This is a genomic window from Photorhabdus sp. RM323S, from assembly GCF_042879375.1.
Taxonomy (GTDB): Bacteria; Pseudomonadota; Gammaproteobacteria; order Enterobacterales; family Enterobacteriaceae; genus Photorhabdus; species Photorhabdus tasmaniensis.
Genome location: NZ_JBHFKZ010000047.1, coordinates 26,075 through 42,666, shown reverse-complemented (window position 1 = coordinate 42,666; position 16,592 = coordinate 26,075). Strand labels below are relative to the sequence as shown.

Annotated in this window: 13 protein-coding genes; all 13 read right to left on the bottom strand. The window is 44.4% G+C overall.

The annotated features are described in order from the left end of the window. Positions 1-112: 112 nt before the first annotated feature. Entirely contained in the window at positions 113-811 is a 699-nt protein-coding gene (locus ACGF7G_RS16990) for a PFL_4669 family integrating conjugative element protein (protein ID WP_387467011.1), read from the bottom strand. A 389-nt stretch (positions 812-1,200) separates the two neighbouring features. Beyond that, on the bottom strand, positions 1,201-2,487 hold the full coding sequence (locus ACGF7G_RS16985) for an STY4528 family pathogenicity island replication protein (protein ID WP_387467010.1): 1,287 nt from the start codon (positions 2,485-2,487) through the stop codon (positions 1,201-1,203). After that, positions 2,456-2,719, bottom strand: a complete 264-nt coding sequence (locus ACGF7G_RS16980) for a hypothetical protein (protein WP_041379952.1) — start codon at positions 2,717-2,719, stop codon at positions 2,456-2,458. The genes ACGF7G_RS16985 and ACGF7G_RS16980 overlap by 32 nt, the downstream gene beginning before the upstream one ends. Beyond that, positions 2,716-3,306: a DUF2857 domain-containing protein gene (locus ACGF7G_RS16975; RefSeq protein WP_036768642.1), complete on the bottom strand. Its 591-nt coding sequence runs from the start codon at positions 3,304-3,306 to the stop codon at positions 2,716-2,718. Before ACGF7G_RS16975 ends, ACGF7G_RS16980 begins: the two co-directional genes overlap by 4 nt. Positions 3,307-3,369: 63 nt before the next feature. Continuing rightward, positions 3,370-3,621, bottom strand: coding sequence for a TraR/DksA C4-type zinc finger protein (locus ACGF7G_RS16970; RefSeq protein WP_036768640.1), 252 nt, complete (start codon positions 3,619-3,621; stop codon positions 3,370-3,372). Beyond that, positions 3,614-5,362, bottom strand: coding sequence for a ParB family protein (locus ACGF7G_RS16965; RefSeq protein ID WP_387467007.1), 1,749 nt, complete (start codon positions 5,360-5,362; stop codon positions 3,614-3,616). The genes ACGF7G_RS16970 and ACGF7G_RS16965 overlap by 8 nt, the downstream gene beginning before the upstream one ends. After that, positions 5,359-6,738 carry an SPI-7-type island replicative DNA helicase gene (gene dnaB-PI / locus ACGF7G_RS16960; RefSeq protein WP_387467006.1) on the bottom strand — a complete coding sequence of 460 codons (1,380 nt, stop codon included), beginning with the start codon at positions 6,736-6,738 and terminating at the stop codon, positions 5,359-5,361. Before dnaB-PI ends, ACGF7G_RS16965 begins: the two co-directional genes overlap by 4 nt. After that, positions 6,731-7,615: a ParA family protein gene (locus tag ACGF7G_RS16955; RefSeq protein ID WP_387467005.1), complete on the bottom strand. Its 885-nt coding sequence runs from the start codon at positions 7,613-7,615 to the stop codon at positions 6,731-6,733. Before ACGF7G_RS16955 ends, dnaB-PI begins: the two co-directional genes overlap by 8 nt. A gap of 654 nt (positions 7,616-8,269) precedes the next feature. After that, the gene (locus ACGF7G_RS16950; RefSeq protein ID WP_387467003.1) at positions 8,270-9,367 is read right to left on the bottom strand and encodes an ISAs1 family transposase; all 1,098 of its coding nucleotides are present in this window, start codon (positions 9,365-9,367) and stop codon (positions 8,270-8,272) included. Between the two features lie 265 nt (positions 9,368-9,632). Then, positions 9,633-9,713, bottom strand: coding sequence for a hypothetical protein (locus tag ACGF7G_RS16945; RefSeq protein WP_387467012.1), 81 nt, complete (start codon positions 9,711-9,713; stop codon positions 9,633-9,635). A 731-nt stretch (positions 9,714-10,444) separates the two neighbouring features. Beyond that, entirely contained in the window at positions 10,445-11,080 is a 636-nt protein-coding gene (locus tag ACGF7G_RS16940; RefSeq protein WP_133813262.1) for a two component system response regulator, read from the bottom strand. Positions 11,081-11,089: 9 nt separating this feature from the next. Next, positions 11,090-13,882, bottom strand: a complete 2,793-nt coding sequence (locus ACGF7G_RS16935; RefSeq protein WP_387467001.1) for a two component system sensor kinase — start codon at positions 13,880-13,882, stop codon at positions 11,090-11,092. A 432-nt stretch (positions 13,883-14,314) separates the two neighbouring features. Beyond that, on the bottom strand, positions 14,315-16,291 hold the full coding sequence (locus tag ACGF7G_RS16930) for an inverse autotransporter beta domain-containing protein (protein ID WP_387467000.1): 1,977 nt from the start codon (positions 16,289-16,291) through the stop codon (positions 14,315-14,317). Between the last annotated feature and the right edge of the window lie 301 nt (positions 16,292-16,592).

Genomic DNA, 16,592 nt, shown 5'->3' with positions numbered 1-16,592 from the left:
TTACTGTCACCCCCGGACCCATTAAATATCCCTGCCCGCGCTTTGTTGCACCTAATACCGCCGCAATATCCCGCCCCTGAGACGGTTTTTCACACAGAAACAGTTTCATCGCTTATTTTTGCTTTACCGTACTTTTTAATGCAGGAGAAAAAACAGAACGTTTTTCGCCCCGCATAACCGCCTCATCCGGCAGCCCCAAACGGGTAATAGCTTCCCTGCCGACAGGGGTTTGGGAAAGGATATCGTCACGAGTAACAGCAAAACTACGGTACGGTTGGACAGCACCGTAGATTTGGCGTACCCAGTGTCCCCCTTTTTTTAAAAACCCGTCACATTGTTGACGGGAAATCAGCGCATAATGGTGCGCCTGCAAGGCTTTCATCACCAGTTGATCGTAACCCACTAATAGCCAAACACAGCGGTAACCTAAAGGCGTGCGACTGTAGACACCAATATTGAGCGGGGCGACAGAGGCAATCTCAGATAAATGGATCTGAGCAGGTACTCCCGAGAGTGTAGCCGCCAGTTCCGCTAACGCCGCCTGCATCTGGCCATGAGCAGAAGCGAGCTTAGTTTCCAGTGCCAACATCGCCATATCGGCATACGGATTATCTATCAGGGAATCCTGGCTGATCCGACCGGCTAGTGAGAAAAATCGCGGCATGCTAATAATCACCGGTTTATTCTTTTTGCTGCTTTCATCCCGGCGGCCATTCCACAGGCTAATAGCGTAATGAGTATGCAACTCAATGGTAAGTGAGGAATGCAGTGCGCCTGAGCGAACAGCATGTGTCTCTTTAGTTTCAGTCATGGTACATTCTCTCTGTGACATAAGGATATCGCTGAGATAGTTGCGTTATCAGGCTGTGACCACAATTCAAAACTCTTTTTTGCTCACCCCAAAAACCTGATTAACATCCCATAACCATAATGATTAGACTCTAATCACTGTATGTATTTTGGCCCATGATTAGACTCTAATCACGACCTAGATAAGTAGCCATTTTTGTGCCCGTCGTTCTGTCAGGCAATCCGATAACATGGGAAAGTCTGCTCAGCACAGTGTTCAACAACACAAAAAAGTATCCCATTGAAATTCATTCATATTTATTGACAGAACCATAATTTGAAAAATCGCTATTCCTTCACTGCATGACTGTTGCGGCATATTCATAGTGATATGGTGGATATCGTATCCGCTTATTTATTCTTCATAAAATTCTGCCGGATTTCAGCAATGACTTTTTTCATTACGGCAGGATTGGCCTTTCTTTGCACCTCTGGCAAAACAGGTCTGTCTTTCTGACGGCTGGCAGGCACAGGCTTTTTCATGCCGGGGTTTTCCCCCTGATTTGCTGTGCCGGGGCTTCTCAACTCCCCCTGTCTGGCACGTTTCATCAGTGTCAGTAGGTAACCCACCGGATTTTTTAACGAGCCATTTTCCAATGGAACTCGCAGGCTATCCAACACCAAATGCCTCTGATCAGACGGAAGTGCCTGGAGTTGTTCCGTCAGCATTCTGATGTCGTCATCAGAGAGCTGATTTCGTAACGCTACAGGCAACAAATGCTCAACAATCGGGTTGTCACCATCCGATGGGGCTACGTACGTATTTTTATTCACACTGTGTGTGAAATGACGTACGTAACCGTTCGGTTGCCGAACTCTGTCGTAACTCGTTGATTTTAGACTGAGTTCGGTTTCCGAATTCGGGTTATCATCTCCTGTTCCTGTACTGAATTCGGATCCCGAACCCGGTCTGTTCCGACCTTTTTGATTAGGTTCGGTTTCCGAACCCGGTAAACATGCAGCCTGTAGCGCCGCCATTTGCTGCGGCGTTTGTACCTGACCTAACCGATTTTCCAGTAAAGCAATTCGGGAACGGCGATGCCGCATCATCGGATCATCTTTAACTTCCATCAATATTGACCAGGCAGTCTGACTAATCACCCGGTTTTTGTGGCGACACGCCTCCCCCACCGTGTCCAGCCAGTTGGGATCAAGCGCTTCAGCATCATGAAATGTCAGAGGCTCATCATGCTGGGCGTAGATGTTTCCTTTCACACGCCCTTTTTCATCCCTGACTCGTTTGCACAAACTTAGCCAGCCGGTTATTCGCAACATCAACAATACCCGGCTGACGGTTTCCCGGGAGGCTTTACCGCTGTGTGGAGAGGCCAGTTGCAATTGCAGTTCATCATAGGTAGGGAAGATCGCTCCCGCATTTTGTTGTGCATACAGCCGTATCATTATCCAGGCCATCTTATCGAGAGGAGATAATCGGGTATCCAGAATTAACTGACGGGGAATAGCATCATGCACGTTCCCCAGATACAACAGCCCACTGCGCAACTGTCTTTTTTCATCACCCTCAGCTTGCGCTGCCAGTCGTGCATTCATTTGCTCCAACGTAAAAGCAATGAGGCTATCAGAGGACAAAGGAGCCTTCCGTGTGTTATTTCCAGATTTCATTGTTGTACCGCTCATGTGTCATCATTTCCCAATCTCGTCCTCCGTTACGACTTAACAACCGCCAAAACATGCCAATGTCAATTTTTAGGCAACGATGAGAAACTTTACCTTTGCCTTTCGCTCTGATCCGAGTGTAATTTTTGCTACCCTGTCGATAACGTTTCAATTGTTCTACCGCTTTCTTTCTATAGACGAGTGGTACAGAACAGGGGGCCAGCAACCCCTGAGTGATCTCTGTCTTTTTCACCTGTCTTGCCGTCCCTGACCAACTTCAGGTTTTACTGTGTTCTTTTCGTCTTCAATCCAGCCACGTACAGCATTCCAGACTGCCGTCAGTGACACTGCCAGTTGTTCAGCGGCCTGCATCATCACATCCAGTCCATCCGCACTATCCAGATCAGTGACATTCGCTTTCCACAGTCGCCAGACCTCAGCACTGTCTTTATCTGTCAGCATCAGGCATCGACCCTGGCGAGCTTCAATCCCTAACATACGACGACGGGAGCTGACTTCAACCGAAGTCAGCCCAAAGTAGTGCTGCATCAATTCAATTGAGCCGCCCAATACCAGTGCACGGTCAAGACGTTGCAGGCGTTTTTGTTCACGTCGGGCTTGTTGCAGCATTAACGCAAAATTTTCATGATGGATACGAAGCGTAAGGACTGACACCGGGCTATTCATCAGATAATGCAAGTCTTCCACAGTCAAACTGTGTAACATCCGCATTTCTTCGTCCATCAAACCCAGTGCTTCACAGCGACGGAGATAACCCGATTTCAACTCCATGACCAGTTGGGTTAACAAGGCATTGGCTACCTGGGATATCTGGCTCATAAGGCACCTCTCTCAATGCAATACGATACGTCTGAACAAAATCGGAACACATAAGATCTGGACTTACCCACCACGATGGCCTCCGGTAATACGTCTGACCTGTTCCCAATGCTCAGCATTTTCCTGACATCCAACACACAACTGGACCCCCGGCAAAATCTGCCGACGTTGCTCATCAATCCGATCACCACATCCTTCACAATATTTCAGTGACACCCTACCGGTATGCATCTCACGCCGTACAACAGCGATCTGTTCTTCCAGCCACATCGTAGTAACAGCCTGAGCCCTCGTGTCATCAATATCATCAGACATTGCAATTCCCCTCTGCTGAGACGACTGACAACTCACGTTGCAGTTCACGTAACCGGCGCAACACCCGAATAAGACGCATAAATTTCACTACCGCGACATCAGGCAATACTGGAGTGTCCTTGTCAGACCCGACAAACCAGGCTCCCAACATGCCTATACCTGTATCTGCCAATTCACCGTTATGGTCACTCTCCCCCGTCAACGACAACAGCACCTGTACAAAACGTGATGCCGTATGGGAATAAGCTAATCGATAACCCACTTCACAGGCCGTATCTTTAGCTTCCTCAAGCTCATCCGCTCCTCCCATCTCTTCGGCTAACTCGAATGCCAAACGAAACGCCATATCTTGTAAATGCTCAATATCATCTCGTACCGGTGAGATAGACCAGATATCACTCACTGGCTCCAGACCAGTTTGTGCAAAACTCAATCCATCATATGGCGTAGGCTCTGTTAATAATGAAGTTTGTGGTGGTGTTGGAAGACAGTGATTCAATTCACTTAAAGTAGAGGGAACTATCTGCGATAAAGGTGCTGATACTAAAGGCTCAATATCTTCCTTATCCTGTATTGTCGATAACTCACTGGATAAAGTTGGCCGAGTTTCATACACATCAAGCTGAACTTCAACTTTGGGCGGTTTGGGCGGTTTGGGCGGACAAGCTTCATATTCCTCAGTCTTTTTATCTTCCTGACATTCGATAACATCCCCATGCGACTCAGGTTCCACTGCCGAAACGCAGGCAGCGCTTTTAGTCACAAGAGGTACCGACTTTTCAGGCACTTCAGCGGCTTGTCTATCTGCATCGCGCAAATGTTCAGCAATAGGAGGGGGCTCACCAAATAACTGACGACGGTTTCGCTCTTTCGGATCGAGCTCCAATAACCAACGATCATAATTAAGGGCAGGATGTGGCAAAGCTTTTATTAATTCCCCAATCAATTCATCCCGTAACATGTCAAAAGAATAGAGTTCAGGATTATCAAAGCGCTGACATACCTCACCAAAAACTGAATCGAAGTCCTTCCCACACGATGCCTCCGAAGAAAAACTATTCCAGGTTTTTTGAGCATCAACTCGTAAAGACAATATGTTTACTGCTTGCGGACGCCCCATACCCGATATCAACACATTGGGCATATGAGGATATAAATATTGCACCGTGTTATGCATCTGACTGATGCTGGTTTGTGATATTGGAAACCCTTCTTGTTTTAATAAATCTGTCAATTCTCGTTGTGAGACCGGTCTTCCCAAACATTTCTCATGCATAGAACTTGCGTTAAAAACACCAAGCGCTTTCTCTATAAACGTTAAATCCCCCCGAACATCATTTTCTGCCAGATGCCCAATGACACACTGCAACCGACCAGGCCAGGGTTTAAACAAACAAGGGATTCGGAAAAAACGTTCCTCACCCGTTTCTTTCCATAATTCACATAGGATTTGGTAACGGGTATTGCCTCCATCACTGAAAATGTAAACATTTCCACTATCTTCCGGATCTCGCGTCACTTTCGGTACAGAATCCAGTCCTCTGGCACGAACAGAAGCTTTAATATCGTCAAAACGGGGATTACGGCTGAGGCGAGGGTTATCCGGGTTTGGCTGTAACTCATCCAACGTTAATACCATTGGCATTTCTGCCATAGGCAAAACAACAGTACTGGTTAGTGATTGTGGTGTTTTGCCACGTTGAAGTATTGCATCGCTTAGAGAGGTTTTATGCTTACTCATATATTTCCCCTTCCAGCACCAAGATCATAATACCTCTCTGTAAGATCACTAAACCGGGTACAGGTGCCATCAAACTGGATCTTGACTGTTCCAATCGATCCTTGGCGATGTTTACCAATAATGATTTCAGCTACCCCAATATCCGATGTATTGGCGTCATACACTTCATCCCGGTAAACAAACAAGATCAGATCAGCATCTTGCTCTAGCGCCCCCGATTCCCGTAAGTCACCGTTATTAGGACGTTTATCTGTACGCTGCTCTAGTTGACGATTAAGTTGTGAAAGCGCAAGTACTGGGCAACCCAATTCTTTACCCAGTGCTTTCAATCTACGGGAAATTTCTGCAATTTCCTGGGTTCGGTTTTCCTGCTCCGGGCTTCGGATAAGTTGCAGATAATCCACCATAATCAATGAAGGTCGACCGTATTTGCGCACATTTCTGCGGGCACGGGCGCGTAATAAAGCCGGGGTCTGATAACTGCTGTCATCAATTATCAGCCGATTTTCCCATTGAATTAGCGTCTCCATTGCTCTGCCAACCCGTGCCCAATCTTCATCATCCATTAATCCACTACGCAGGCGTTCAAGCGGAACCCGTTCTAACATGGACACCATACGCATCAATAATTGATCCATCGGCATTTCCAGACTAAAAATCTGAGCAACAGCATCAGGGGCACTCTCCAGTGCGCTTAGACAGAAAGCCAGTGCCAGTGCGGTTTTCCCCATAGAAGGCCGACCGGCCAGCAGGATAAGGTCGCCCGGCTGAAGACCACAGGTTTTTGTATCCAGTTCACTAAAACCTGTCGGCGTACCCGTTATCCCATTACCGCCATTGGCCTGCTCTAATTTTTCAATCAGCAAACCCAGCCCTTCTTTCAAGCTAATATCTTGGCGCACAGCTTTCTGCTCAGACAGCGTATATAAACGCTGCTCAGCCATTTCGGTAATGTCAGTAAAATCAGCACGAGGATGGCCAGCCTGAGCACTCATCTCATTTCCCAGCATTATCAACTGACGCAAGCGACTTTTCGCCTGAACAATTTCCGCATAAGCAACAATATTTGCAGTACTCGGTGTGTTTTTGCCAAGTTCGGCTAAATAGGCAAATCCCCCAACCTGTTTTAGTTGCGCCTTTTGCTCTAAAATTTCAGACAACGTTAGTACGTCAACAGGCAAATTGGCCGCAAACATAGTTGCAATAGCGCTATAAATCCGTCGATGAGCGGGCAGGAAAAAATCATCAGCATGTATCAGTGGTACGATTTCATCCCATCGATCATTATCCAGCATCAGCCCACCAAGAACGGCTTGTTCAGCATCGCAAGAATACGGTTGTTCAATACCATCCGGTAAAGGAAAAGGGTTACGCATTCTTCGCCCCCTTATTCACAATCAGTGCATCAAACTGTTCATGCCACTCAGGGAACAACTCACAGGCCAGACAGTACATTGTTTGTGCGGCAGCGGGGCTTTTACGGGTGGTTTTGTATTCAAGACGGTGAACGGGTTGGGCACGTACGTGACCCAGCTTATAAATATCCAGCAGATCAATGCGGGTTTTCAGCAGTTGGTATACTCTTCGCCCACCGAGAGAGGACGTATCGTAACGTTTATGCTCGATAATATGGGCCAGTTCATTCAACGTATCGCGGTCAAGATTAGTGCCTTCAATACCATTCGCCAATATCTGAATTAAAGGTAATCGAATACCATAATTTTCAAACGGTTGCAGTCGCGTCAACATACGCAACGATCCCCGCAGGAATTCACGGACATCCGGTAGAATGGGCTTAATCACACCCAATACAAATTCAGTGGCCGTCAGCACAACCAACTCGGCCATCACACCGGTAGCGCCCTTTGAATCAATGATGATAGCGTCATACTGGCTGAACAGAGGGTGCTGCAATATATTTCTCAAACGCAAACGTCCATCGGGAGCATGAAGCATAGCCGTAGGCAGGAGTTCATCAGGATCATTGGAAATGATGACATCCAGATTATTTATAACAGAACGGGAAATAATCTGGTCTTTCTGACCCAGGTCAGCAGTCTGCATAAGAAGTTCATACAAACCAGCTGGAGCTTCGTACTCAAGTGCAAAAATACTGCTCGAAGTGGGTTGAGAATAATCAGCGTCAAGAAGAAGGGTTTTGAATCCGGCATCAGCAAGAAAACCGGCTACATTGGCGGCATGTGTGGATTTACCTTCGCCACCTTTAGGAGAAATTACGGGAAGTATCTTCATTTTGCACACTCGAATTTAAGTAATTCGAAATATGAAAAGTACTAACCCAGTATCTTAATTACAAAATTCTAGTATTGATTACAAAACACCAACATCTCAGCAAGAGGATTGAAAATCCTCGTGTCGGTGGTTCGATTCCGCCTCCGGGCACCAGTTCAAACTCATTAGTTGAGAGATGATAAAACTCAACGAGCGTTCGATACCGGAACCTAAAAATGCATCGCGTGGCGTTATTCAATCATGCAATATTTCGGTGTTAATAAAAGGGGTTCAAAATCTAGGGTATCTGAGAAATCAGATGTTCCGTTTTCTTTCGTGCGCAATATTTACAAGTTCTATTGCAACTGTCAAGCCATCCAAACTAAAATCAATGAATTAATTAACACGATGTTGTACATTTGGTTGTGCAGCTTTCCTATCTGTCACTGTGGTAACAACATTAACCCCATTAATGACAGTAGCTGTTGCATGCTACTGCCCGGCAGTTTCTCTGGCATGAGAAGCTACACCAATACATTGATTATTCTCATCCATTAATGGGAACTTGTTATAAAAATAAGATCTAAATCATTTACTTTTCTTTACTGGGTAAATCCCTATGGCTGATATTCTCTGCATATGCTTTACAGGGCGGGATTCCACTTTGTATTTAATTTAATCAAAGATAAGTTGACTACGGAATTCCTCTGACCAAATGGCTCTTCGACGTTTAGCCGTCTGACTGTCTTTTATACTGGTATTCTGTTTAATCACGCTTAATGCAATTCGGTTAAAAAGCGCCATTTGTGCAGCCCCATTAGGATCTTTGAGTGAGATAGCATCTTCTCGAAAAGTGACATCTAATACCCAATGCAGCTCGTTTTCTACCGACCAGTGCCTTCTTATTGCTTTAGCCACGATTTCCGCCTCCAACGGTAGCGAGCTGACATACCAGCGTGAATCACGATGGGCAGGCTGGCCTTTTACGCTTCGTTCACTGACGACTTCAATAACACTTTGTATTGAAGGCCATTGCTGCCGAAGGACCTCCGGTAATACGGCACGAATTTGCATGACATGCCGAAATTCTGTCCGTCCATGACCGCTATTTTTCTGCGTAAATTCAACAAGCTCATCACTCTCATAATGCGAAGCAAAATACGATTTGACCCATTCATAGAGGGTCTTTTGATTGCCTTTGAGACCCACAATAAAATCACCGCCGCGCTGAGTCATTAACGCAAGGGTTTCTTTCTGGCAATGCAGGGCATCCATAGTGACAATCGCGCCATCAAGCGCCAGTAATTCAATCAATTGTCTGGCAACCGGACCTTCCTGACCCTTGCTTTCGGCTGCCTGATGGTATAGGGCTACACCGGATTCAACATCATAAGCACTGACCACATGCAGGGCTTCAAATAATGTCCCCTTACAGGTTCCTCTCAGGGTTTTTCCATCAATGGCAATAAGACTTTTTTCTGCCCTGACCCGACGCTGGTTGATCCAGGCATAAAAGGCTTCAACCAGTGCATCTTGCTCTATCATTTTGATAATATTAGCAATACAGTGACGATGAGGAATACCGTGAGTAAAATGCGTGTATTGTTTAAGCCACTCGCTCTGTAACTCACCAAATTCCTGAATCGATTTCCAGCCAGAAGCGCCGCATAATACAGCGGAGAAGGCTAAAAAAATCACATCCATTAATTCATGTTTTTTATTGATGTCAGAACGGGGGTCTTCTATCTTGCTGATAAAATTAAAAATACTCATTATTAGGATCGCTTTTTTATGGAAGAAAGAGAGCTTAACGTTTTAATGAGGGAAATGCCTATAAAAAGTCATATTCTGATTTTTATTTAACCAAAATAACCTTATTAAAAATGTGAGATCTCACCCTGCCAAACCAATGCCTGTTTCTTTGGACGCATCAGAATGGGCATCAAACCAGGTATCTTCGAACCATTCAGGATCAGACAGTGACTCTTTCAATCTTAGCGTTTTTTTCAAGCGCCGCTGAATAAGTTCTCACTGTCTTTTAATGGTTAATTCCCAACTTTGTACCCTGGTGAGTCGGCTGGAATTTCCATTTCAGAAGGTAAGACAGTAAAACCGCCATCCGGCTTGCCAGTTCGCGTTTTTCACTTTTGCCCAAGCTACCACGTCAGCCTCATAATGAGTTCCCATGAGAGCCTCCGATAGGTTAAGGAAATGTATTTAAAGACCCTATTGCCAGTGGATCAGAGAAAATCAAAACACCTCATGGTATATACAACCAAGAATATAATTAAATACATTTTTACCTAATATAAAAATGGAATTACTGGTTATTTTTAAAAGTTGCATTTATTGCGTTAAATCCGATTTTGATATAAAATATTTAATGCTTTGGTATTCTCTTTTTTAAATTATTATGATAGTTAACCTGTTATCGGAAGTCGTTTTTTTACTCGATGGATTTAATTAGTATAGAGTTTTAACCGTTGTTTTTATCCTTTTTAACACCTGATTTTTATTAAGTTTAATCATCATTGGATATCGTGTTTTATGTTTAACGAACGCGGATTATATTCGCTTTTTATCTTTTTTGATGCTGTTAAATAACTGGCGAGAAAGCGCTTTAATATCCGTTTATTCGGGTAATGTTATTTTACGTGCGATTTCTTTTCAACTTTGGATTAATGGTTAATGATTTTCGATTAAATGCCATTAATGGTTGTTTTTAAAAGTTGCATTTATTAGTCGAATCCGCCACTTACAAACACAAAAACAGCTCCATAATCGAGCTGTTTCTGCCTGCTATTTTTAATAGCCACTTGCCATCCAGCAGCATTAACGCTAACTGTATGATCAAGCTATCAACCCCAGTTTTCTTGAATATTTAAGTAATTCAGTCACCTTATGAACTTTGAGTTTTCGCATCATATTAAGGCGGTGAGTTTCTACTGTTTTAACACTAATACTTAATATCTCAGCAATATGGCGATTACCATTGCCTTCACTGATTAGCTGTAATATTTGACGCTCGCGCCGGGTAAGCAATGTGTTGTCATCATTTATTCCTTCCCCCAATAAGTGGATTGCTTCCTGATTCAGGTGAGGATCAATGTAACTCTTTTTGGCAGCAACGCTGGTAATCGCAGCAAGTAATATCTGCTGCGAACTGGTTTTCAACACATAAGCTAATGCCCCCGCACGCAGTACACGGCTGGCAGTCAGCTCATCGTCATGGGCCGTCAGGGCAAGTATGCGTAAATCCGGCCAGCGCTGGCAAAGTTGTGGAATAATATCTAATCCATTCAGCCCCGGAAGGCCAATATCAAGAATAACAATATCCGGTGCAAGATCCCGGCAGGCAGCATAAACAGACAGTCCATCATCAACCTGCGCGACAACCTGATAACGCGGATATGCAGCAAGAAGGTTCTTTATTCCATCTATGATCAGCTCATGATCATCCACCAGCAAAACTTTATAGCAAATCATATTAGGACCTCACGGAAAAGGTGCATTCTGCTCGTGTTCCTCAGCAGAGCACAGTGTTGCGTTAATCAATTTGCGTAGTTTCATCAGCTCATTTTTTTGCGGCAGCGAACCGTTATGTACCTGGTTTTCCATTTCAACAATCATACATAACAACGAATTAAGCCCTGCCTGCCCACTCACTCCCTTCATGGAATGTAAGAGCTTTTCTAATACCTCCTGTTGAGTCATATGTTGTTCAGCTTCATTGAGTAAAATTAATAATTCCCTGCGGACTTTTTCCTGCATACGCAACAAGTTTATGGACAATAACGGTTTGTCTGTTTCCTGTTGCACAGTCAGATGAATATCACGCCGTAACTGATATTCAGCAGTCATCTCCAGTATCTGAGCCAATTGATTAATGGTGACCGGCTTGGATATGTAATCATTCATCCCAGCCTGAGCGGCACGTTCCTTTTCTTCCGCAACGGTATTTGCTGTCAGCGCCACAATCATGCAATCAGGGTCCTGATTGTCAGGAGCAATACGCCAAAGCCGGGTCGTTTCCAGGCCATCACATTGTCCCGGCATCAATATATCCATTAGCACCAGGTCAAAACGGTAACGCTGCCCCAACAATAATGCTTCTGCACCATCCTGAGCATGTTGCACTTCCTGCCCTAATCGGGTCAGCATCATGCCAATGATATCCCGGTTGGTCACCGCATCATCAACCAGTAATACCCGCATACGCCAAGGCTGTAGCGGTACATTATCCTGAACCGGTGGCGGAGTACCGGACAACTGACGTTCTACAATATCCCGCAGGCGACCGGGTAAAAACAGTAAATCATTAGCGGACAGCTCACCAACGTGCTTTTCCGGTAAACAGGTGAGACCCCACGCTATCAGTTGATGATGTAAGACAAGCGGCGCATCTATCTCTCCCTGCAACAACTCCGGCTCAGTAAAATCCATCAGTGGTAACTGAAATACCACACTGGTGCCAAAACCAAGAGCACTGTTAAATTCCAGATTACCTCCCATCATTCTGGCCAGCGTAGCCGCAATAGCCAGCCCAAGCCCCGTTCCTTGAGCATGTTCCTGCACCTGATAAAAGGGATTAAATACCAAGGCGATATTTTCTCGCGCTACGCCACACCCACTGTCAGTTACAGCAAAAATCAACGTGTTATCCGAGCGGGTAACAGTCAGACAAATGCCACCATCATCGGTAAATTTGCAAGCATTTCCCAATAGATTCACCAGAATCTGCCTAACTCGGCTTGCATCAAGCACTAATACCTGTGGAACATCAGCAGCGACAAAGGTTTCTAACATCAAATTTTTATTGTGCGCCATTCCCTGTATCGTCGCCATTGACTGATCCAACAAGGGTAGCAACTGACTGGTGGCGTACTGTAATTCAACCTGCCCGGCTTCAATGCGCGAAAAATCAAGTAATTTATTGATAATAAATAATAAAGATAACGTACACTGGTGTGCTGTCTCTGCAAGTTGCAATTGTTCATTGCTCATCTCACTGGTTTTCAGCAATTCCAATGCACCCAGCGTTCCACTCAGCGGCGTTCTTAATTCATGGCTGATCGTCGTCAAATGGCTACTTTTACGTTTATTAGCCAACTCAGCTTGTTGTTTTGCTTCTGTTAATGCCTTGGTACGTTCTGCTACCTTGTTTTCCAGTGTGGAATATTGCTGATTCAGGGTATCAAGTAACGCATTGTAAGCCCTGGCTATTTGACCCAGTTCATCACGCCGGTTCTCCGGTAAACGAACATCCAACGCACGTGGCCCAGTCTTATCGATAATATTCACAAACTGCCATAACGGTTTAGCCAGATAATGGTGCAACATCCAGAATATGGTCAGCGTTATCATTAATAAAATAACCAGCGCAAAGGGAAGCTGAATAATCGCTTGATCGATGACTTCCTCAAATACACTTTTGGTAGGATAAAGCACCAATTGCTGCCAGCCAGGACCTCTAAGCTGGATACGTAATACCTGATAACCGGGAATATATTGCCAGCCATCATGCAACTTGACATCTTTCAGTAATGCTAAAATATGGTGTTCTGTATCCTGCGGTAATTTCCCTTTGAAAAACGGCAATAACTGCTGATTACTGTCCAGCCAGAGATCGATGTCATAATTAGTTACCGCTTGTCCATATGACAATAGATCATTGAACTTAATCGCATATCCGGTCAGCCGGCCTATTTTATCGCTCGCAGCAACAGAGATACTCCACCCACTGCCGGGAATATGCTCAGGCTGTCCCCAATAAATATTATCGTGGTTGGGGATCATGGGGAAATTCGCCAACTCAAGACATCGTTTGATAAAATAGTCATCTGAAATTTTTTCCGGGGGATAAATAGATATTCCCTGAGATCGCTTAAAAATAAAGCTGTCCAGATAATAAGCTTGTCCGGCAGCGCCATATGCCTGAATAAACCAGTTATCCTGGCTTATTTCGTGATCAGGCTGGCAAATACTGCCATTAATAGGAAGATATTTGCTATCAGTATTCGACGAAATATTTTTATTATTTTCATACTTTTCATAATAAGTGTCATAGCGCCTCGCCAGTTCCTGCGCATCTTTCTCTGCGCCCTCAAAGCGATGATTACTTAAATCTGCCCGTAAGATCGCAAGATGAGATAACTCATCCATCACATGTTGGTGTGCGTGTTTGAAAGAAAAAAATGCCGTCGCTACGACAGAAATCAGCCATATAAGAAACAACGTCAATGATAGAAACATCGTGAGTTTAATCACTAATGATGAGCGTGTTCTCATTTTATAATCTCCTTATTATTCAGAGATATTTTCTTGTAAAAAACCCAAATGACTCCACGCCTATCACGTTAATTAACAGCAGATTTAGAACCTGCCTCATTGGGCTATATTTTTTCCAGCACTCTATAATTTAAGAAAAACACACCAAAAGATAATAAATGCTTTACGGCAGATAACAATCAGATAAAATTTATCAGAATCTCGTAATCAAATTGTGACTAAAATCAATTTTACACCTCTTTAACATCAACAGAACCCAAACGAAAATCAATATTTGCCAACGAAACGTTTTTCTCATTACTGGCAACCGATTATGCAGAAACCGAGTTTTTCCTTTCCCACAAATAATGCTTATGTGGGAAGGGATGATCGCTTTTTACTCAGGTTTCCGGGTTAAACTACTTGGTAAATAGTTGGTATGAGAGTTATTTGTTATTCATCTTTCCATTCATCGCCACTGTCATCGTCATCGTCATGTACTACATGATTACCTAGCACTCTATTAGTTTGTTCAAAGATAGCTTTAGCTTCTGGACTTAGCCTATTCATTCTTCTTCTGCCTTCTTGTTCTTTATCTATGTCTTCACTCGATCTCGTTTTACGCGATTTTAATTTTCTTTCGAGCTCTGTCATAAGATCTTCTCCTCCTTGTGGCTCTCCTGTTCCCACTTGGGACCTTCCCGTACCCCCTTGAGGTCCTCCTGTTCCTCCTTGAAACCCTCCTTGAGGTAGAGGTGGCGGTGGCGGGCCTGCTGGTTGACGCTGTTCATGTTCCAACCTCTCTTGTTCCAAGTGTTCTCGTTCCAGCCGTTCCTGCTCCAACTGCTCTTGTTCCAAGCGCTCCCGTTCCAACCTCTCCTGCTCTAACTGTACTTGTTCCAAGCGCTCCCGTTCCAGCCGTTCCTGCTCCAACTGCTCTTGTTCCAAGCGTTCTCGTTCCAGCCGTTCCTGCTCCAACTGCTCTTGTTCCAAGCGCTCCCGTTCCAGCCTCTCCTGCTCTGAATATTCTTGTTCCAAACGCTCCTGCTCTAACTGCCCCTGTTCCAATTCCTGCTGCTCTTCCCTTTCCTCCAATAAAGGCGGCTCTTCATCACCTTCACCGGTCCTCATAACTAATTCAGATTCATCGTCTTCCACCAGCTCTATTGCAGGCGCAGACAACACAACCGGCTCATTAATCAATATGACCATCTCACTACTATTTGATATATTTTCCTGTTCATCATGTGCCATAGCCGAAATCGTAAGATGGTTACTTTGCTGGCTGCTATAACGGGGAAAATGTACTGCGTAACTATTATCCGACAATGGGACTATCCTGCCGCCCCGCGCGCGTAATACGCTGTCATCCCACTGGATATATTTCAGGCGGTATTTTCCGTTGAAAGAGAAATTAATCAGTTTCCTCTCGCCACCAAATCCACTGAGTATTGTTGGCAAATTCAGGCTCAGTTGCGATCTTTCCCGATGCTTCAACACAATATTGTTGTTACGTTCAACCAGACGGTGACGATTATCAGCCAAAGTGCGTCTTACCGGTGCCGTCGTCGGATCAATCTGTTGGGATAAAGGTACTCCAAGCTGATAATTGAAGGACAAGCCAACCTTTGTGTCATCCTTGCCACTATGACTAAAAGTTCTATCAACACCTAATGAAATCAATGGAATAGGCGTATAATCCAGCCCCACCGTCAGTACTCGCGGGTCCTTATAACGATTCTCATGATTAAACAGCGCAACATCATCACCGAAATATTGCTCAAATTTCAGTTTACCACTCAGTTGCGGGTAAGAGGGAAGCCAGCCCTGAGCGCGGATATCATAACCATTCGCCACCCGTTCAGCATAACCATTCAATGCAGAAGATGAGTGCCAGTCCGTCAGACCGAAATAACCGTTAGCAGCCAAATGCAGATAATCACGCCAATACTCCAAGCCGATCCCCAACCGCTGGTGAGCATTGCCCGAGATCTGAGCATCGTAAAAAGTGTTGTAACCTATAGCCCAGTCTCCTTGAAAATGACGTTGACCAACCCCCAAGTTAACTATACTGCGCCCATCAAAGCGGCGAGCACCTGCCTGACCAAACAGGATACGCTCATCTCCATCATATAATGGATAAAAAAGATCGATTGAACCACTGGTCAATTCACCATCAGATAAAGGTAAATTAGCACGCACTTCCCCGGCGGAATCCTTTTCTGTACCCAGTTTAGGAATATCGCCTCCTTGTTTTACATTTTCATCAGTCTGAGGCTGTAGCCACCTTTTTTTCCGTTTATGTTCGCTGCCAATGGTATTAAGATTTTCTTCTTGCACCACGGGTTCTTTTTTCTTATTGGGTTTATAGCAACTTGCCAATAGCAATGCTACGCTGATGGCAGATACATACCCTATTTTTTTATTCATGAGCGCTTTTATTTAAATATCATTATATTAGAAATAGATCCAGGCACTGCCATGCCACTAAACAGAGAAAGACAATGCCATTCCATCCACACATTAATTACCAATTTTATCTCCTACGACTGCTGAAATTCTTCCGAAATACAACTCTCATTGAAATCAGCCAAAACCCTTATTTTTAGAATGAAAAAATCAACATCATTAATATTCAAACATCCACAATCACTTTCTAAGTAAAATAAGGTCAACACCTTATTGGTTATATTTTTTCCTTTGCTAATCTATTTGACAGAAATAGCAACAC